Below are 19,052 nucleotides of genomic sequence, written 5' to 3'. Positions count from 1 at the left end.
GGGCACCGCGTCCGGCCTGCCGGGTGGGGCTATCATCGACCACGATGAACAGGATCAGTGACAACCCCACGCCGAGCCTTCCCGAAACCGCCGCCGCGCTCGCCGAGGCGCTCAAGCGAGCGTCGTTTAGCGCTGACGGCATCGCCGCCCACCTTGGGCCGGAGGCGACGGAGGCGCTCTACCGCGGCGAGCCCGGCGTGGTGCGCCACGCGTGCCGCGACTCCTCTCAGCTCTCTGGGCTGATCCGGTTTTTCTTGCTGCGCGAGCCGATGGGCGTCGATACGCTCGCCGAGCTGCTCTCCCCCGCTCTCGCTTTGTCGCTTATCGACGCCCACCTCGCGCGCCTCAACCCCGCCGGTGAGGCGCAGGTCGCGCTCGACGTGCGCCCGCACGTGATCGCGGGCGAGAACCGGTTTGTCATCTCCGACCTCGACACCTCCGTCAGCGCGCACGTGCCGGGCCGCGACCACGTGCTCGGCGTGGGATCGGCGTCGCTGTCCTTGCTCTCGGCGACCCCGTGTTCGCCGGTGGAGCGGGTGCTCGACCTTGGCACGGGCTCGGGCGTGCAGGCGATTGCCCAGTCCTCGTGCGCGGTCGAGGTGGTGGCCACTGATGTTCACCCTCGCGCTCTCGAGTTGGCGGAGGCGACCCTGGCGGCGAACGCGGTGCGCAACGTCGAGCTGCGCGAAGGCTCGTGGTTTGAGCCGGTCGCCGGCGAGCGCTTCGACCGGATTGTCGCCAACCCGCCGTTTGTCGTCGGCTTGCCCGAGGTCGGCCACGTGTACCGCGATTCGGGCCTGTGGCTGGATGAGGCCAGCAAGCTCGTGGTCGGCACTGCCCCGGCATACCTCGCGCCCTCCGGCAGCGCCCACATCCTCGCCTCCTGGGTCCACCTCGTCGACGGGTCGTGGGAAAGCCGCGTCGCCTCCTGGCTGCCGCCGACGGGTGTCTCGGCGTGGGTTGTGCAGCGCGACGTGGTCGACCCCGGCTTCTACGTCTCCACGTGGCTGCGCGACGAGTCGATTGACCCCCGCTCGCGCGAGGGCGTCGAGCGCACCGCCGCCTGGCTTGACCACTTTGCCGCCGAAGGTGTGCGCGCGGTCGGTTTCGGCTGGGTGTTCCTGCGCGACATTGGCGACGCCCCTTCCGAGGTCACTGCCGAAACCCTGTCGCACGAGTTCACGGACGCGCTCGGCCCGGAGGTCGAGGAGTACTTCACCCGCATGGACTGGCTGCGCGGCCGCAGCCACGACGAGGTGCTTCAGGCGCGCTACCTGGTGCGCCCGGGGCTCGCGCTCGAGGAGGTCAGCGTCGCCGACGCTGAGACGGGCATGGGATTCGAGCACCACGTCACCCGCGCCACGCGCACCGACGGGCCGCGGTTTAGCCATGACATCGACGCGGCGCTGCGCTCCGTGCTCGCGGGCCTCAACCCGCGCGGACTGAGCCTGGGGGACGTCGTGGGGCTCTTCGCCGCGTCGCGCGGACTTGACGACGCCGCCGCGGACGAACTGGCCCACTCCGCGGCCGCGGCGGCCGTCGACCTCATCCGCCACGGGCTGATCATCCCCGCCGACATCGTGGAACTGGGGGTGCTGTAGGTGAGGGCCGTGCTGACCCGCGTTTCCCGGGCGAGCGTCACTGTCGACGGCGAGGTCGTCGGCGCGATCGACTGCCCCGACACCGGCGGCATTCTCGCCCTGGTGGGAGTCGGCCGCGGCGACGCCGATGACGCGTGGCGTACCGTCGCACACAAGATCGCGGAGCTGCGCATCCTCGACGGTGAGCGCAGCGTGACGGAAGCGGGCGCCGCAGTGTTGTTGGTCAGCCAGTTCACGCTGCTCGGCCGCACAGCAAAGGGCCGGCGGCCCTCCTGGGCGGACGCGGCGCCCGCAGAGGTCGCGGAGCCGGTAATCGAGCGCATCGCGGCGGAGCTGCGCAGCCGCGGCATCCACGTCGAGCAGGGGCGCTTCGGGGCGATGATGGACGTCGCCAGCGTCAACCGGGGCCCGTTCACAGTCTTGGTCGAAGCCTGAGCGAGGAACTCGGCCGTCAAACGCGCCCTGAACAGCGCGGATAGTCGCGTTGCGGAAGCCGGGAACAAACTGTGAGCCTCGCCCGTTAAGGCATTAGACCCGCACCGTTTTAGGAGGCCAACAAACATGACTCAACCGGATCATGCTCCCGCCGCTGATCAGGAAGAACCCGTTGATCGTGGCAGTCGCCGGAATCAGACGAATGACAATCCGTCGGCAGACTTGGTCCGCGTGTACCTCAACGGCATCGGCAAGACCGCACTGCTCGACGCCGCCGAGGAGGTGGAGCTGGCCCAGCGCATCGAGGTCGGGCTCTACGCACAGTTCCTTTTAGACGATCCGGACACCAAGCTCACCCGCGCCAAGAAGCGCGATTTGAAGATCTTGGCCAAGCAGGGCCGCCGGGCGCGCTCTCACCTGCTCGAAGCGAACCTGCGCCTGGTTGTCTCTCTGGCGAAGCGCTACACGGGCCGCGGCATGCCGCTGCTGGACCTGATCCAGGAGGGCAACCTCGGGCTGATCCGCGCGATGGAGAAGTTCGACTACGCCAAGGGATTTAAGTTCTCCACCTACGCCACCTGGTGGATCCGCCAGGCAATCACGCGCGGCATGGCGGATCAGTCCCGCACCATCCGCCTGCCAGTTCACCTGGTGGAGCAGGTGAACAAGCTCTCGCGCATCCGCCGTGAGATGTACCAGTCCCTGGGCCGCGAACCGACGAACGAGGAGCTGTCGGACGAGTCCGGAATCGAGGAGTCCAAGATCGAGATGTTGCTGCGCCAGTCGCGCGACCCGGTCTCCCTGGACATGCCCGTCGGTGCGGACGAGGAGGCGCCGCTGGGTGACTTCATCGAGGACGCGGAGGCCACCGACGCGGAGGACGCCGTGGTCTCGAGCCTGCGCCACGATGACATCCAGGACATCATCGGCGGACTTGAGCAGCGTGAGCAGGACGTGATCCGTCTGCGCTACGGCCTTGACGACGGCGTGCCGCGCACCCTGGACCAGATTGGCCGCCAGTTCGGACTGTCCCGGGAGCGCGTGCGCCAGATTGAGCGTGAGGTCATGGCGAAGCTGCGCGTCGGCGAGCGCGCCGACCGCCTGCGCGATTACGCGCTGTAGCCCCGCTGGGTGCGCTGTCAAGCGTTTCGAGGTACGCCGCCCGAGTGCGCTCGCGCGTTTGTTAGGATGTGTCGAAGAATCGCTAGGCACGCGGCGGCGGGTGCGCCGCTGGCGGCCGGCATGAGCGTGAGAGGGATTGGCAAGCGTGCGTGACCTAGTAGATACGACCGAGATGTATTTGAGAACGGTCTACGAGCTGGAGGAAGAGGGAATTGTTCCGATGCGTGCCCGCATCGTTGAGCGCCTCGACCAGTCCGGGCCAACCGTCTCCCAGACCGTCGCGCGCATGGAGCGCGACGGACTCATCGTCGTTGAGCCGGATCGCTCCTTGTCTCTGACCCAGGTTGGGCGCGAGCGCGCCACCGCGGTGATGCGCAAGCACCGCCTCGCCGAGCGCCTGCTCACCGACGTCCTCCAGTTAGACCTGTCCCGTGTCCACGAAGAGGCGTGCCGCTGGGAGCACGTGATGAGCGAGGAAGTGGAAAAGCGTGTCGTCGCTGTGCTGGACAGCCCCTACCGCTCCCCCTTCGGCAACCCGATTCCCGCGCTCGCCGAGCTCGGCGTGGAAGAGGACGCCACTCTCGAGCACGGCACCCGGGCAATCGATCTCGACTTCGCCTCTCCCGTGAAAGCCCGCGTGGTGCAAATCAGCGAGATTCTGCAGCTCGACCTACCCGTGTTCCGCGAGCTCAAGGCTGCCGACATTGGCATCGACAGCGTCGTCACCCTCAGCCGAAGCGTCGACGGCGGCATTATCGTCACGTCCGAAACCGGTTCTTCCGTTTCGTTGCGCGGCGACATCGCCCACGCGTTTCGCGTCAGCCCGATCGCCTAATACCGCTAGTTCCCCCGGAGGAAGGACAGTCTCACCATGAAGCTCGTCGTCACAGGTGGCGCCGGATATATCGGAAGCGTCTGCGCCAAGGTGCTTCTCGACGCCGGCAACGAGGTGATCGTGGTCGACGACTTTTCCACCGGCAACCCCGAGGCCGTGCCCGCGGGCGCCACCGTTGTCGAGGGGAGGATCGACGAGGTCATCGATGCCACCCTGGCCGGCAATGACGTAGACGGAGTCTTGCACTTCGCGGCGCGCTCGCTCGTCGGTGAGTCCATGGACGTCCCCCACGAGTACTGGCGCGACAACCTGGTCACATCGCTCGCGCTTCTCGACGCGATGCGCACGCACCGGGTGCCAAGGCTGGTGTTTTCCTCCACCGCCGCGACATACGGCGAGCCGGAGACGGTGCCGATCACCGAAGACGCCCCGACGCGGCCGACCAACCCGTACGGGGCGACGAAGCTGGCCATCGATTACGCGATAACCTCCTACTGCCAGGCATACGGCCTGGCCGCGACAAGCCTGCGCTACTTCAACGTCGCCGGCGCGCACGGCGAGATCGGCGAGAACCACAAAACGGAAACGCACCTCATTCCGCTGGTCCTGCAGGTCGCGCTGGGCTACCGAGACAAGATCATGATCTTCGGCGACGACTGGCCCACCAAGGACGGCACCTGCGTGCGCGACTACATCCACATCCGCGATCTCGCCGATGCCCACGTCCTCGCCTTGGAATCTTCTGCGCCGGGCACGCACCGCATCTTCAACCTCGGCTCGGGCGAGGGCTACTCCGTGCGCGAGGTCATCGAGGTCTGCCGCGAGGTCACCGGCCACCCGATCCCCGCGGAGGTCGCTCCCCGGCGCGCCGGCGACCCAGCTGTCTTGATCGCGTCCTCCGAGAAGATCCAGCGCGAGCTTGGCTGGGATCCGACGCGCACGCAGCTGCGCCGCATCGTCGAGGATGCGTGGGAGTTCACCCGCGAGCTCGGCGATCGCTCCCACGCCGCCCCCGGGCGCTAGCTCTCACTCCCCGCCGAGGGTGGCGCGCGTTGTGTCGAACACCGCCCACGCCATCGCGCAGCCCGACTGGGCTGTCTCGACAAGGTTCTCCTGCAGGCCGTTGTGCAGCATGGTCAGCAGCAGCTCCGACAGGCTGTGGCCGGGGACTTCCTCCTGGGCGCAGGCTAGCGCCACCACGGCCCACGAGCTGAGGTGGCGGGAGGTGGCGACGGTAGCCCACAGGGTCAACGCATTGGCGCGGATTTCACCGCGGTAAGCCTTGGCCACCCACAGCAGTGCGGCTGCCGCGCTGAGCGGGGACTTCAGCGCGTCAATCACCAGCAGGTCGCGCGACCAGCGCATCGCGAGCATCGCGGCGAGGTCTACCCCGTCGCCCGGGTGGGCGAAGATGCTGGCCCTTGACGGGCGCGCCACCTCGTGGATCATCGGGCGCGGGCGGACCTCGTGGAGCAGCGCGCAGGCGTCATCAATCTCGGCTGCGAGCGTGGCTGTGTCCGTGTCGCGCAGCAGCGCGAGTTCGGCGGCGCGCTGTGCGGCGGCGGCCGGGTCGCAGTCCGGGTGGGTTGGGTCGATATCGTCCCACGCCTCGAAGAAGCGGAAGGTGTCCGCCCGGTCGAGTTCCGGCAGTGCCCCGTTGTGCAACAGCGGCGCCATCGAGGGCGAGGAGACGACGCACGGCACCGTGCCGGAGACCCACTCCTCACCGCGGTCAACGTGCGCGAGATGCGCTGGGTTAGGGCCGAAGACGATGGTGTACGGGGTGCCGTGGGCAATTTCGGACACGTGCCAGCAGGCGTCAATAAGGGAGGTGCCCTCGGCGGACGAGAAGTTGAACAACAGCTCCTTGGTCTCTTCCACGAGCGGGGAATTGGGGATGCGGCTGATGATGACCGCGTAGAAGGCGATGCACTCGCCGCCGGGGGTGTCGATGAGTGCGGGCAGCATGTGGCGGGTGTGGGCGAGGTCGGCGCGCATGACAGGACCCAGGCGGGTCGTGCCGTCGCTATCCGCGGGGTAGATCCCGACGATGACGGTGGATTCTTGAGGGTAGAAGCCGAAGATTCCCGGCAAGGCGGCGATGATGTCTTGTGGTCCTTTGAGTGTTCCTGGTGTCAGATCCATACTCTTGTCCGACACCGCGGCACGGGGGGAAGTTCCGAGCGCACCATGCACGATGGGTGCTGCCTGTGGATAAGCCGGGTTTATCCACAAGACCCGGCCCCGACATGGCGCGCGGCCGCGTCATCCGGCACAATGGAATGCTCGGTACGGGAATGTTCGCGCCCGCCCCATCGTTGTTGCAAGCAGTGAATGGATGGGCGCGAGATGGCCCAGGGATGCAAAGGAGCACAGATGACGGACCACGAACGTCACATGTATGAGCTAGAGTACCCCGCCCCCGCGGTCGGGGACGGGCCATCCGGACCAACCCTGATTATCGCCATGCAGGGCTACGCTGACGCCGGCCACGCCGTCGAAGGCGCGGCGGACCACCTCAAGGCAGCGTTTGAGTCGCGCACGGTGGCGACGTTCAACAACGACGAGCTGATTGATTACCGCTCGCGCCGGCCCATCGTCACCATGGCGCACAGCGAAATCACCAGCATGGAGGACCTCCAGCTGGACATGCGCGTGCTGCGCGACACCGAGGGGCAGTCGTTTCTGCTGCTGTCGGGGCCGGAACCCGACCTGCGCTGGGAGGCGTTCAGCGAGGCCGTGGCGGATCTTGTGGATCGCTTCAACGTGGACAAGACCATCTGCCTTTACGCCGCCCCGATGGGCGCGCCGCACACCCGCCCTCTCGTCGTCTCCGCGCACGGCAATGACCGGGAGCTGGTGGGTACGATGTTCACCTTCGACGGGATGGTCACCGTGCCGGGTTCGGCGGCGATCATGATCGAACGCGTGCTTCACGGCCGCGGCCGCAAGGTTGCGGGTTATACGGCGCACGTTCCGCACTACGTCTCGGCTTCTCCCTACCCCAGCGCCACCTACCAGCTCCTGCAGTCGGTCTCCGACGCGAGCAAGCTGCAGTTTCCGCTTCGTTCGCTGGAGCACGACATGCAGCGCGTCTCGCGCCAGCTGGCGGAGCAGACCGCGTCCTCGCAGGAGATCTCCCAGGTCGTCGCTGCCCTGGAGCAGCACTACGACTCGGAGATGCAGGAGTACCGCGACAGCCACCCCAACGCGATGATGCCGGGTGAGGCGCAGATGCCCAGCGGCGAGGAGATTGGCGAGGCCTTCGAGAACTTCCTCTCCGCCATCGACGACCGCGACAACGACAGCTTCGGCGAGCGCGCGCTGCCCTTCGGCGAAAACGTCGACAGCCGGTTGGCGGACCACTACAACACTTACCTGGGCGAGGCATCGGATACCGAGCGCGACGACGATGCCGACACCGATGAGCGCGGGCTGGACGATAAGGACAGCACGGGCGACGTCGAAGACCCCGACGACGACCAGTAAGCCCCCGAGACCGGGAGCGCGAGCTGTGTCGGGGCCGTGTCGCGGCCCTCGGCTACGGTTGAAGGCGTGACTTTAGCCGACATGCTTCCCGACCTCGCCGACGTCCCGGAATCCCTTTTCGATGAGGTGGTCTGGGATGTGTTCAATTCCTGGGCCCAACAGCGTGGCATTGCGCTCTACCCCGCCCAGGAAGAGGCATCTCTCGCCCTGTTGACCGGAGAAAACGTCATTTTGGCTACCCCGACCGGGTCGGGCAAGTCGATGGTGGCGAACGCGGCGCACTTCATCGCGTTGGCGCGCGGGCAGCGCTCGTTTTACACCGCCCCGATTAAGGCACTGGTCAGCGAGAAGTTTTTCGCCCTGTGCGAGATCTTCGGGCCGGAAAACGTCGGGATGATGACCGGTGACGCCACCGTCAACGCCCACGCGCCGATCATCGCCGCGACCGCGGAGATCGTCGCCAACATCGCGCTGCGTGAGGGCAAAAACGCCTCCATCGACCAGGTGGTGATGGATGAGTTCCACTACTACTCCGAACCGGATCGCGGGTGGGCGTGGCAGGTTCCCCTACTTGAACTGCCCAAGGCCCAGTTCCTGCTGATGTCGGCCACCCTGGGCGACACCGCGTGGCTCGAGGAGGACTTAACCAGGCGCACCGGCCGCCCCACCACCTACGTCGGCGGTTCGCAGCGGCCCGTGCCGTTGGATTTTCACTATGTGTTCACCCCCGTGCACGAGACGCTCGAAGAACTTCTCGACTCCGGCAAGGCCCCCATCTACGTGGTCCATTTCTCCCAGCGTGAGGCCACCGAACGCGCCCAGGCGCTGACCAGCATGAGCATCGTCACCGCGGAGGAGAAACAGCGCATCGCGGACGAGATCGGCGATTTCCGCTTCACCACCACCTTCGGCAAGACACTGTCATCGCTGCTGCGCCGGGGCATCGGCGTGCACCACGCGGGGATGCTGCCGAAGTACCGCAGGCTCGTCGAGAAGCTGTCCCAAACGGGCCTGTTGAAGATCATCTGCGGCACGGACACCCTCGGTGTGGGTATCAACGTGCCGATTCGAACCGTGCTGATGACAGGGTTGGCGAAGTACGACGGCACCCGCCAGCGCGTTTTGAAGTCGCGCGAGTTCCACCAGATCGCGGGCCGGGCAGGGCGCGCAGGCTTCGACACGGAGGGCACTGTCGTCGTCGAGGCGCCGGAGCACGAGATCGAGAACGTCAAGCTGCGCCGCAAGGCGGGCGACGACCCGAAGAAGCTGAAGAAGATTCGCAAGAAATCCGCCCGCGACGGCGAGGTGTCCTGGTCGGAGAAGACGTTCGAGCGGCTCACCACTGCCGAGCCGGAGGAGCTGACGAGCCAGTTCCGGGTGTCCAACTCAATGCTGCTCAACGTCGTGGCTCGCCCCGGCGACGGGTACGCGCACATGATGCGCCTGTTGCGCGACAACCACGACACGCGGGCCAAGCAAAACCGTGACATCCTCACCGCCGTCGAACTTTTCCGCGGGCTCGTCAACGCGCAGGTGGTCGAGCGCACCCCGGATTCGCCCGCGATGCGCCCGTACACGCTCACCCGGGAGTTGGACCGCGATTTCGCATTGAACCAGCCGCTCTCCCCCTTCGCGCTGGCGTTTTTGACCGTCCTCGACCCGGAGTCGGAGACTTACGCCCTGGATGTCATCTCCACGTTCGAGGCGATCCTGGATGATCCGCGCCAGCTGCTCCAAGCGCAGCAATCCGCGGCGCGCGGTGAGGAGATTGCCGCGCTGAAAGCCGATGGCGTGGACTACACCGAGCGCATGGCGCTGATCGAGGACGTGACCTACCCCAAGCCGCTCGAGGAGGAGCTGGAGCAGGCCTATGAAACGTTTGCGCAAGGCAACCCCTGGGCGAAGGAGTTCGAGCTCTCCCCCAAGTCGGTCGTGCGCGACATGATTGAGCACGCGATGACGTTTTCCGACCTCATTGCCACCTACGGCCTCGCGCGTTCGGAGGGTGTGATCCTGCGCTACCTCACCGACGCGTGGCGCACGCTGTCTCACTCCATCCCCGAGGCCTTTCTTAACGACGAGCTGGGCGACATCATCGCCTGGCTCGGCGAGCTTGTGCGCCAGGTCGACTCCTCGCTGCTCGACGAGTGGGCGCACATGGCGGATGAGGATTCCCCGATCTCGCAGGAGGCGCTCGAGCGCGAGCTCGCCTTCGGCGTGGAGGACCCTTCCGCCCTGACGGCAAACCGCCGCGCCTTCCGCGTGATGGTGCGCAACTACTTCTTCCGGATCGTTGAGCTATTTGCGCTTGAAAAGGAAGATCAGCTCGCCGAGATGCTCTCCTACCTTGATGACGATGCCGCCGCGAGCGGGGCCATCGCGCCCGATTGGCCGGCGGAGTTGGACGACTACTTCGACGAGTATGACGATGTGCTTCTCGACGCCGACGCGCGCGGGCCCGAATACTTCCGCGTTACGGACGAGAGCGGCCGGCAGTGGTCAGTTGTGCAGGTGCTCAAGGATCCAGCCGGCGATAAATCGTTCCAGCTCCACGGCGTGGTCGACCTGGATGCCTCGGACCAGGCAGGGGAAGTGCGCCTGAGTCAGCTGGTGATGAAAAAAGTTTGATCTAACTAAGCAGACGGGAACTTTCGTACCGTAAACTCATAGGCATGAGCAATAAAGAGTACCGCCCGACCCTCGCTCAGCTGCGGACGTTCGTCACCATCGCCGAGAACAAGCACTTCGGCGCTGCTGCTGCCAAGCTCAACATCTCCCAGCCGTCGCTGTCGCAAGCCCTCGTCGCGTTGGAAACCGGACTGGGTATCCAGCTCATCGAGCGCTCCACGCGGAAGGTGATTGTCTCCCCGGTCGGTGAGGAACTGCTCCCTCTTGCTCGCGCCACCCTCGAGGCGGCGGATGCCTTTGTCACCCGTTCGCGCGGCGCACTCGGTGTGCTCTCGGGCCCGCTCACGCTCGGGATTATCCCGACGCTGACCCCGTATATCCTCCCCGACTTTCTCAAGGAATCGGGCAAGCACTACGCGGACCTGAAACCCCAGATCGTCGAGGAGCAAACGCCCGCGCTACTCGAACAGCTGCGTGACGGCTCCATCGACGTCGCCATCCTGGCCGTGCCCACGGGTCACACCGGGATGCGCGAATCGGTGCTGTTTCGCGAGCGCTTCGTCGTGGTCACGCCCGAGGAACACCCGCTGGCGGGCCGCCGTGACCTCACTCTCGCCGACCTGCGCGAGCTCGACTTGTTGCTGCTTGACTACGGCCACTGCCTGCGCGATCAGATCATCGACCTGTGCCGCGTCGCCCAGATGAGCAACCCCGGCAACGGGGAGTACTCCACGCGCGCGTCCTCGCTGACCACCATCATGCAGCTCGTCGTAGCGGGGCTGGGCTGTACGCTCGTCCCGGAATCCGCCGTGGCGACCGAGTGCACCCGCCCCGGATTGGGCCTTGCGACCTTCGCCCCGTCGGTTTCGGCGGAGCGCACGATCGGACTTGTCGCCAGGCCGTCGTCGGCACGCGCGGCGGAGCACCAGGCGCTCGGGGAGCTGATCACGCGAGCGCACACGGAGGTGATCCAACGAAGCAGGAGCGTCGTCGCCAGCTAGAATCGTTCGGCAGATATGAACGATTCCTCCCACCCCACCCGCGACGAGCTCCTCGCCCGCCTCGACAGCCTACCGCTGGCCGAGGTGAGGCGGTTTCGCCGACGCCTGGACAAGGCTCGCGCACCGCAGGTGCTTCGCGCCATCGCCGACGACCTGGACGCCGCAGCCGCCACCGTTGCGGCGCGCGATGCCGCGGTGCCGAAGATCACCTACCCCGAGCAGCTGCCTGTGTCCGCGCGGCGCGACGACATCATGGAACTCATGCGCAACCACCAGGTGGTGGTCATCGCGGGTGAGACGGGTTCGGGCAAGACCACCCAGATCCCGAAGATGCTGCTCGAGCTGGGGCGCGGCCGCCGGGGTTTGATCGGCCACACCCAGCCGCGCCGGCTCGCGGCGCGCACCGTGGCCGAACGCATCGCCGACGAGCTCGGCCAGGGCATTGGCGAGACCGTGGGCTACGCCATCCGTTTCGACGACCGCGTCTCCCCCACCACGGCGGTCAAGCTGATGACCGACGGCATCCTGCTCGCCGAGATGCAGCGCGACCGTTTCCTCAACGCCTACGACACGATCATCATCGACGAGGCCCACGAACGCTCCCTCAACATCGACTTCCTCCTCGGCTATCTCAAGCAGCTCCTTCCCCGTCGCCCGGACCTCAAGGTGGTTATCACCTCGGCGACGATCGATCCGCAGCGCTTCGCCGAGCACTTCTGCGACGCCGAGGGAAACCCGGCACCGATCATCGAGGTGTCCGGGCGCACCTACCCCGTCGAGATCCGTTACCGCCCGCTAGTGGAGACGGTCAACGGCAAGGAGACCGACGTGGACATGATCGATGGCGTTGTCGCGGCCATCGAGGAGCTGATGCGCGAAGGCGAGGGCGACATCCTGTGCTTCTTCGCCTCGGAGCGCGACATCCGCGACTGCATGGAGGCGCTGGAGAAGAAACGTTGGCGCTCTGTAGAAGTCACCCCGCTGTTTGGCCGGCTGTCCAACGCCGAGCAGCACCGGGTGTTCTCGCCCCACACGGGCCGGCGCATCGTGCTGTCGACCAACATCGCCGAGACCTCCCTGACGGTTCCAGGGATCCACTACGTGGTGGACACCGGCCTATCGCGCATCTCGCGCTACTCCACCCGCACGAAGGTGCAGCGCCTTCCCATCGAGGAAATCTCTCAGGCCTCGGCCAACCAGCGCTCCGGGCGCTCGGGCCGCGTTGCCGACGGAATCGCCATCCGGCTCTACTCCGAGGAGAACTTCGACGCTAGGCCCGAGTTCACCGACCCGGAGATTCTGCGCACCAACCTCGCCAGCGTGATCTTGCAGATGATTTCGCTTCGCCTCGGCGACATCAGCGAGTTTCCCTTTCTGCAGCCCCCGGACCCGAAGTCAGTGCGAGACGGGTTGGCCGTGCTCCACGAACTGGGCGCCACCAGCGACAAGGAGCGCGACGGCGCCCCCGTGCTTACCGCCATCGGTCGCAACATCGCCCGTATCCCGGTCGACCCGAAGATGGCCCGGATGCTCGTCGAGGCCAATCGCCTCGGCGTACTCGACGATGTCACGGTGATCGTCGCCTACATGACAATCCAGGATGTGCGCGAGCGCCCGCTCGAATTCCAGGCCCAGGCGGATCAGGCGCACGCGCGCTTCAAGGACACGACCTCCGACTTCCTCTCCGCGCTCAAGCTGTGGGACTACATCGGTGAATCGCGCGATGAGCTATCCGGCAACGCGTTTCGCAAGCGGATGAAGCGTGAGTTCCTGCACTACATGCGCATCCGCGAGTGGTATGACCTGGTGCGGCAGCTGCGCGACGTGGAAAAGCAGTTGGGTTTCTCGCGCGCGGAAAACGTTGCTAACGACCGCGACTCCGACGCGATCCACAAGTCGCTTCTGACGGGGTTGCTGTCGAATATCGGGGTGCGCGACGGCAACTCGAAGGAGTTCCAGGGCACCCGCGGCACACGGTTCATGGTGTTTCCGGGTTCGGTGTTGGCGAAGAAGCCGCCGGAGTTTCTCATGGCGGCCGAGCTGGTTGAAACCTCTCGGCTGTGGGCGCGCGATGTCGCACGCATCCAGCCGGAATGGGTGGAGTCGGCCGCGGGCGCGCTGCTGAAGCACAATTACTCGGAGCCGGTGTGGTCGCGCAAGCGCTCAAGCGCGATGGTGCACCAAACGTCGCTGCTGTACGGGCTGCCAATTGTGCACGACCGGCTCGTTCCCTACCACCGCGTTGACGCCGAGGGCGCGCGGTCGATGTTTATCCGCCACGCGCTCATCGGCGGGGACTGGAACCGCCACCACACGTTTATCGACCATAACGAGGCGCTGCTTGCCGACGCCGCCGCGGTCGAGGACAAGGTGCGCCGCCGCGGCATCGTCGTCGACGAGGATGCGCTGTACGACTTCTACGACTCCCGCCTGCCCGCCGAGGTGACCACTGCACGCCACTTCGACTCGTGGTGGAAGAAGAAGCGCCACGAGGACGCCAGCTACCTCAACTTCGACCCGAACAACCTGGTCAACGACGATGTCGATGCCTCCGACTCCGACTTCCCCACCGCGTGGCGCCAGGGGTCGATCGACTACAGACTGCGCTACACCTTCGAGCCCGGTGATCCGCTCGACGGGGTGACCGTGGAGGTGCCGGTGCCTCTTCTGGCCGGGTTCGAGGCGACCGGCTTCGATTGGCTCGTGCCCGGCCTTCGCGCGGAGCTGGTCACGGAGTTAATTCGCACCCTGCCCAAAGCGTTGCGACGCTCCGTCGTCCCCGCGCCCGACTTCGCAGCCATGGCGCTGCCGAAGCTTTCGCCGCGGGAGCAGCCGCTGACCGACAACCTCGCCGAGGTTCTGCGCTCCATCGGCGGCGCCGGGATTGACGGCAACGATTTCCGGCCGGCGTCGTTACCGCCGCACCTGAAGATCACGTTCGCGGCGATTGACAAGCGCGGGAAGATCATCGACCACGACAAGGATCTGGAGGCGCTGAAGCAGCGCCAGTCCGGCAAGATCCGCTCGTCGGTGTCCAAGGCGAGCCGCACCGCGGAGACGGCCAGCGCCTCCACCTGGACCTCCGAGACGATTGGCGAGGTCCCGGAGACCGTCACCACCACCATCGACGGAAACCGAGTCGACGCGTACCCCGCGCTGGAGGCCACCGCCGAGGGTGTGAAAGTCACCGTTCACCCGACCAAGGCGGCAGCGGACGCGTCCATGCTCACGGCGACTTTGACGCTGCTGCTGCGCGAAGTCCGCGTCAACACGTCCCAGATGACCAAGGGGCTGCCGCTGCGCCAGAAGGTAGCCGTGGACAATTACCCGCACGGCGGTGCGGCAGGCCTTGTCGAAGACGCCCGCGTGGCGACGCTGCGTGACCTCATGTTTGCCGCCGGCGGCCCGGTTCGCTCCCCGGAGGAGTTCGACGCCCTGGTGCGCGAGATTAAGCCGAAAGTCGGCGCTGAGGTGAGGCAGAAGATCGTCGCCCTCGCGCCCGTGCTGGTGGAGTACTCCGCCATCACGCAGGAGCTTGAGAAGTGGACCGGCCCGGCAATCGACGACATGCGCGGCCAGCTCGCCTTCTTCCTCCCCGCCCATGCGATCACCGTCCACGGCTTGGCCTATCTCAAGCACGTGCCGCGCTACATTGACGCAATGCGGATTCGTTTGGAGGACATGGCGATCGACCCCGACCGTGACGCCGACCGCCAAGATGTCGTCGCTGCGACGCACGCCTACCTCAACGCGAAGCTGCGCACGCTGCCGGCCGGGCGAGAAAAGTCCAAGGACATAAAAGATATTCTGTGGCGCATCCAGGAGCTGCGGGTGAGCCTGTTCGCCCAGCGCCTCGGCATCCCAAAACCGGTGAGCCAGAGACGCATCGAGAAGCTTGTCGACGCCCTGCGCTAGCGCGTTCGGGTTCTCAACCCGTGACGCGCGGATGCGGTGCGGCAGGTGTGTCGGCGTCGCTGAGCTGCAGGGCTGCAGCAGCACCGAACGTTTAGAAATCCTCGCGGTCGCGGCGGCGCATGAGGCGGATCTCGGACTCGAAGTCGTCGGCGGATTCAAACGACTTGTACACGGAGGCGAAGCGCAGGTAAGCAACCTCATCGAGGGCGCGCAGTGGCTCGAGCACCGCGAGGCCCACGTCGTTCGCGTCGACCTGGGAACTGCCGTGGCTGCGCACGGTTTCCTCCACCTGTTGTGCGAGCCGCTTGAGGGCGTCGTCGGACACGTCGCGCCCCTGGCACGCTCGACGCACGCCACTGATGAGTTTGTCGCGGTCGAACGGCTCACTCACGCCGTTGCGTTTGACCACCATCAAAATGGCCTTCTCCACGGTGGTGAAGCGCCCGACGCAGTCCGAGCACTCTCGCCGGCGGCGAATCGCTGACCCGCCGTCGATCACGCGGGAGTCGAGCACTCTGGACTGTGCATGGTGGCAAAACGGGCAGTGCATGTGGACGATTCTAGCGCGCGCTTTTTCCCCCGCTAAGGCGCGGGATTTAGCGCGCGGAAGCCGCCGTAACGTCCGAGGTGGCGCCCGTAACATAATCCGCCGAATCGGTGGCGAAGGCGCCGCCCGCCGCGGAGCCGAGGATCAGCGCGAGCCCCAGGGCCGCTCCCATCAGCAGGCTGGCGCGCTTTTCGTGGCGGGATTCGAAAACGTCACTGTTGGCCATAACCGGGCTAGCGACACTTGAATCGAGACGACCAGAGTTTCGATCAACGCGGCTTAAGGTTCGAACATGACGAACCTCCCTCGTGCGACTTTCGGAAGCGGGCAGATCCCACACAGCGGCGGGAAGTTCCCCTGAACCAGCGAACGTTGAGGAAGTATGTGCAGCGTGCGGGCGGTCGAGTTGGATGGTCATGGTGTTCTCCTTTGTTGTTTGATTCAAGTGTATTTCGCGCTCGGACATCTTCGAACAAAAGCACCGCTCGTATGTTCGAGTCCGTCTATGTGTTCGATTTATAGCACGGGGGTGCGACTTTGTCCATACCGGGAGCGAAAATGTCGAACAAACTTGCCACTTCTGGTACTTTTGCAAGCAGGCCACGTTTTTCGCCGACAACCACGAACTCCCAGGAGCAGCCATGCCACGCAAGAAGGACGACCCGACCAACCTCGACATGAGCGTTCTGTCTGATCGCCAACGTCGCATTCTTGAAGTAATCCAGGACGCCGTCGTCCTGCGCGGTTACCCGCCGAGCATCCGCGAGATCGGCGATGCCGCCGGGCTGCAGTCCACGTCCTCGGTCGCCTACCAGCTCAAGGAGCTGGAAAGGAAGGGCTTTTTGCGCCGCGATCCGAACAAGCCGCGCGCCGTGGATCTGCGCCACCTCCCGGATTCGCAGAAGAGCTCGCGCAAGACCAAGCCCAAGGCCGCGCCGACACCCGAGGACGCGTCCCAGCCGCGCTACGTTCCTGTCGTCGGCCAGATCGCTGCCGGCTCCCCCATCCTCGCCGAGGAGAACGTCGACAACTACTTCCCGCTGCCGCAGGAGCTTCTCGGAGACGGCGAGCTCTACATGCTCCGCGTCGTCGGCGAGTCGATGCGTGACGCAGGCATTCTCGACGGCGACTGGGTTGTGGTTCGTTCCCAGCCCGTCGCGGAGGAAGGCGAGTTCGTCGCCGCGCTTCTCGACGGCGAAGCGACCGTCAAGGAGTTCCACAAGGACACCACCGGGGTGTGGTTGCTTCCCCATAACGACGCGTTCTCCCCGATCAAGGGCGATGAAGCGGAGATCATGGGCCGCGTGGTGTCCGTTTTCCGCACCCTTTAACGCGCGCAGGCGCCCGAATACCACCCCCGTGTGAGGGCTTTCGGGCGCAATCCCACTTAAGCGGACAGACTTCTTTTGGAACAATGGCGACCGATTACTTTTTTACCGCACGATTACCCCGAGGATTGTTCGCCGATGTACGCAGAGGAACGCAGACGCCAGATCGCGTCGTTGACCGCCATTGAGGGTCGCGTCAACGTCACCGAGCTGTCTGAAAAATTTGACGTCACCGCCGAGACGATCAGGCGCGATCTGGCGGTTCTCAACCGTGAGGGCGTGATCCACAGGGTCCACGGCGGGGCAGTCGCCAGCCAAACGTTTTCCACCACGGAGTTTTCGTTGGACGCGCGCTCGCGCTCCGCGTCGACCGCGAAGTCCGCTATCGCGCGCAAGGCCCTGAAGTACCTGCCGGAGCAATCCGAAGGGGGAATCTTCCTCGACTCGGGGACGTCGATTAGCGCGTTTGCCTCGCTGCTCGCCTCCGACCCGCGCGCTGGAACATGGCCGATCGTGACAAACTCGCTTCCCATCGCGCTCGAGCTTTCCACCTCGGGGCTATCGCACGTGCAGCTGCTCGGCGGCAGTGTCCGCGCGATCACCCAGGCCGTCGTCGGCGCGATGGCGCTGCGCTCGCTCGCCCTGATGCGCGCCGACGTCGCATTCATCGGAACGAACGCGCTCAGCGTCGACCACGGCCTGTCCACGGCCGATGCGCAGGAGGCCGCGATCAAGACGGCGATGGTCACCAACGCCCGCACTGTCGTCGTGCTGTGCGACTCCACCAAGCTTGGCAACGACTACCTCGTCAGCTTCGCCTCCCTCGATGAAATAGATGTCCTGATCACCGATTCCGGCGCGCCAGAATCGATTGTCAGCGAGCTTTCCCAGCACGGCATCGAGGTCGTTCTCGCCGAGGCGTAGCGTCCGTCACACGCACCGCGCCCACATTGACCGACCGGACACGACCGGACATACTTGGGGTAGTAAGAACTGGGAGGACCCCGACAGAAGTGATCATCACATTCACGCCCAACCCAAGTATCGACGCCACATTGGAGCTCGACTTCCTCGAACGTGGCGGCGTCAACCGCACCATTTCCGCGCACCGGGAGGCGGGCGGCAAGGGAATTAACGTCTCCCACGCGTGCACGAACGCGAGCCGCGACACCCTCGCCATCGCCCCCTGCGGGCCTACCGACCCGTTCACGCTGATCTGCCGCAACGCCGGCATTCCGCTCAAGGGCGTGCCCATCGCCGGCGCAATCCGCACCAACACCACGCTGACCGAGGGTGACGGCTCCACCACGAAGGTCAACGAGACCGGGCCGCAGCTGCGCGACGAAGACGTTGCGCGGATTTCCGACGTGCTCATCTCCACCGTTGCCGAAACGCGCGCCGACGCCGTCGTCATGGCCGGCTCCCTGCCCCCAGGGGCGCCACTGTCGTGGTACTCCACGCTCGCCCAGGCTGTACGCAAGGCCTGCCCGGGTGCCGTAATCGCTGTCGACACCTCCGACGCCCCGCTCGCGGCGCTGGGACGTCAGCTGCGCGCGGCCTCGCCGGACGTGATCAAGCCCAACGCCTTCGAACTCGCCCAGCTCACCGGCGCCGACGGCGACGCCCTGGAGCGCCAGGCCGCTTCGGGTGACTACCGCAGCATCGTTCACCAAGCCCGCAAGCTGATCAGCGACGGTGTCAAGGAGGTTTTGGTCACCCTCGGTTCCGCCGGGGCGTGCCTGGTCACTGCCACCGGCGCGTGGGCGGCTACCGCTCCCCCGATGACGACGCGCTCGACCGTGGGCGCCGGTGACTGCGCGCTAGCCGGATACATCATGGCTCGCGTCGAGGGCGCCGAACTTAACGAGTGCCTGCGACGCAGTGTCGCTTACGGCTCGGCCGCGGCCGCGAAGCCCGGCACCGGCATTCCTACACCCGACGAGGTGGACACTGCCAACACCCACGTCGTCGCGCTCGAGCCGCAGCCGAGGTAGCCGGTGGACAACCCGCACCTATTGGCGCCCGAGCTCGTCGCCCTCGACGTCGACGCTGGCTCGCGCCCCCGCGAGGTCATCGAGCACCTGGCGAAGCTGCTGGACGCAGCCGGTCGCACGAGCGACCCCGCCCAGCTGATCGCCGACGCCATGGCCC

General features: G+C 65.9%; 15 protein-coding genes. 12 read left to right on the top strand and 3 right to left on the bottom strand.

Annotation, left to right across the window (positions count from 1 at the left end):
* Nucleotides 1-44 precede the first annotated feature (44 nt).
* From HMPREF0298_RS05635 to galE, 5 genes are all read left to right on the top strand, one after another.
* A complete protein-coding gene (locus tag HMPREF0298_RS05635; RefSeq protein ID WP_006840161.1) occupies nt 45-1,601 on the top strand; it encodes a DUF7782 domain-containing protein in 1,557 nt (518 codons plus the stop codon).
* Entirely contained in the window at nt 1,602-2,036 is a 435-nt protein-coding gene (gene dtd / locus HMPREF0298_RS05630; RefSeq protein WP_006840160.1) for a D-aminoacyl-tRNA deacylase, read from the top strand.
* 126 nt (nt 2,037-2,162) lie between these two features.
* A complete protein-coding gene (locus tag HMPREF0298_RS05625; RefSeq protein ID WP_006840159.1) occupies nt 2,163-3,158 on the top strand; it encodes a sigma-70 family RNA polymerase sigma factor in 996 nt (331 codons plus the stop codon).
* A gap of 145 nt (nt 3,159-3,303) precedes the next feature.
* On the top strand, nt 3,304-3,993 hold the full coding sequence (locus tag HMPREF0298_RS05620; RefSeq protein ID WP_006840158.1) for a metal-dependent transcriptional regulator: 690 nt from the start codon (nt 3,304-3,306) through the stop codon (nt 3,991-3,993).
* Nucleotides 3,994-4,029: 36 nt separating this feature from the next.
* Nucleotides 4,030-5,016, top strand: a complete 987-nt coding sequence (gene galE / locus HMPREF0298_RS05615; RefSeq protein WP_006840157.1) for a UDP-glucose 4-epimerase GalE — start codon at nt 4,030-4,032, stop codon at nt 5,014-5,016.
* A 3-nt stretch (nt 5,017-5,019) separates the two neighbouring features.
* On the opposite strand, the gene HMPREF0298_RS05610 is transcribed toward galE, so the two are convergent.
* Nucleotides 5,020-6,138: a DUF4192 domain-containing protein gene (locus HMPREF0298_RS05610; RefSeq protein ID WP_006840156.1), complete on the bottom strand. Its 1,119-nt coding sequence runs from the start codon at nt 6,136-6,138 to the stop codon at nt 5,020-5,022.
* Nucleotides 6,139-6,369: 231 nt separating this feature from the next.
* Between HMPREF0298_RS05610 and HMPREF0298_RS05605 the strand changes: the two genes are divergently transcribed.
* From HMPREF0298_RS05605 to hrpA, 4 genes are all read left to right on the top strand, one after another.
* Complete coding sequence (locus tag HMPREF0298_RS05605; RefSeq protein WP_040422556.1) at nt 6,370-7,482, top strand: PAC2 family protein; 1,113 nt, start codon at nt 6,370-6,372, stop codon at nt 7,480-7,482.
* Nucleotides 7,483-7,563: 81 nt separating this feature from the next.
* Nucleotides 7,564-10,110, top strand: coding sequence for a DEAD/DEAH box helicase (locus HMPREF0298_RS05600; RefSeq protein ID WP_006840154.1), 2,547 nt, complete (start codon nt 7,564-7,566; stop codon nt 10,108-10,110).
* A 44-nt stretch (nt 10,111-10,154) separates the two neighbouring features.
* Nucleotides 10,155-11,111: a hydrogen peroxide-inducible genes activator gene (locus HMPREF0298_RS05595; protein WP_006840153.1), complete on the top strand. Its 957-nt coding sequence runs from the start codon at nt 10,155-10,157 to the stop codon at nt 11,109-11,111.
* Nucleotides 11,112-11,126: 15 nt separating this feature from the next.
* Complete coding sequence (gene hrpA, locus HMPREF0298_RS05590; RefSeq protein WP_006840152.1) at nt 11,127-15,026, top strand: ATP-dependent RNA helicase HrpA; 3,900 nt, start codon at nt 11,127-11,129, stop codon at nt 15,024-15,026.
* Between the two features lie 91 nt (nt 15,027-15,117).
* Here the strand turns inward: hrpA and nrdR are convergent, their stop codons facing one another.
* Both nrdR and HMPREF0298_RS12175 read right to left on the bottom strand, forming a co-directional pair.
* Entirely contained in the window at nt 15,118-15,576 is a 459-nt protein-coding gene (gene nrdR / locus HMPREF0298_RS05585; RefSeq protein WP_006840151.1) for a transcriptional regulator NrdR, read from the bottom strand.
* 46 nt (nt 15,577-15,622) lie between these two features.
* A complete protein-coding gene (locus HMPREF0298_RS12175) occupies nt 15,623-15,799 on the bottom strand; it encodes a hypothetical protein (RefSeq protein WP_006840150.1) in 177 nt (58 codons plus the stop codon).
* Nucleotides 15,800-16,214: 415 nt separating this feature from the next.
* Between HMPREF0298_RS12175 and lexA the strand changes: the two genes are divergently transcribed.
* From lexA to HMPREF0298_RS05570, 3 genes are all read left to right on the top strand, one after another.
* Nucleotides 16,215-16,904: a transcriptional repressor LexA gene (gene lexA, locus HMPREF0298_RS05580; RefSeq protein ID WP_006840149.1), complete on the top strand. Its 690-nt coding sequence runs from the start codon at nt 16,215-16,217 to the stop codon at nt 16,902-16,904.
* 135 nt (nt 16,905-17,039) lie between these two features.
* Complete coding sequence (locus HMPREF0298_RS05575) at nt 17,040-17,825, top strand: DeoR/GlpR family DNA-binding transcription regulator (RefSeq protein ID WP_006840148.1); 786 nt, start codon at nt 17,040-17,042, stop codon at nt 17,823-17,825.
* A gap of 89 nt (nt 17,826-17,914) precedes the next feature.
* Nucleotides 17,915-18,895, top strand: a complete 981-nt coding sequence (locus HMPREF0298_RS05570) for a 1-phosphofructokinase family hexose kinase (protein WP_006840147.1) — start codon at nt 17,915-17,917, stop codon at nt 18,893-18,895.
* Nucleotides 18,896-19,052 lie beyond the last annotated feature (157 nt).

It is taken from the genome of Corynebacterium lipophiloflavum DSM 44291, from assembly GCF_000159635.1.
Lineage (GTDB): Bacteria > Actinomycetota > Actinomycetes > Mycobacteriales > Mycobacteriaceae > Corynebacterium > Corynebacterium lipophiloflavum.
Note: the sequence above shows the minus strand (reverse complement) of the source record. Positions and strands in the feature narration are given on the sequence as shown.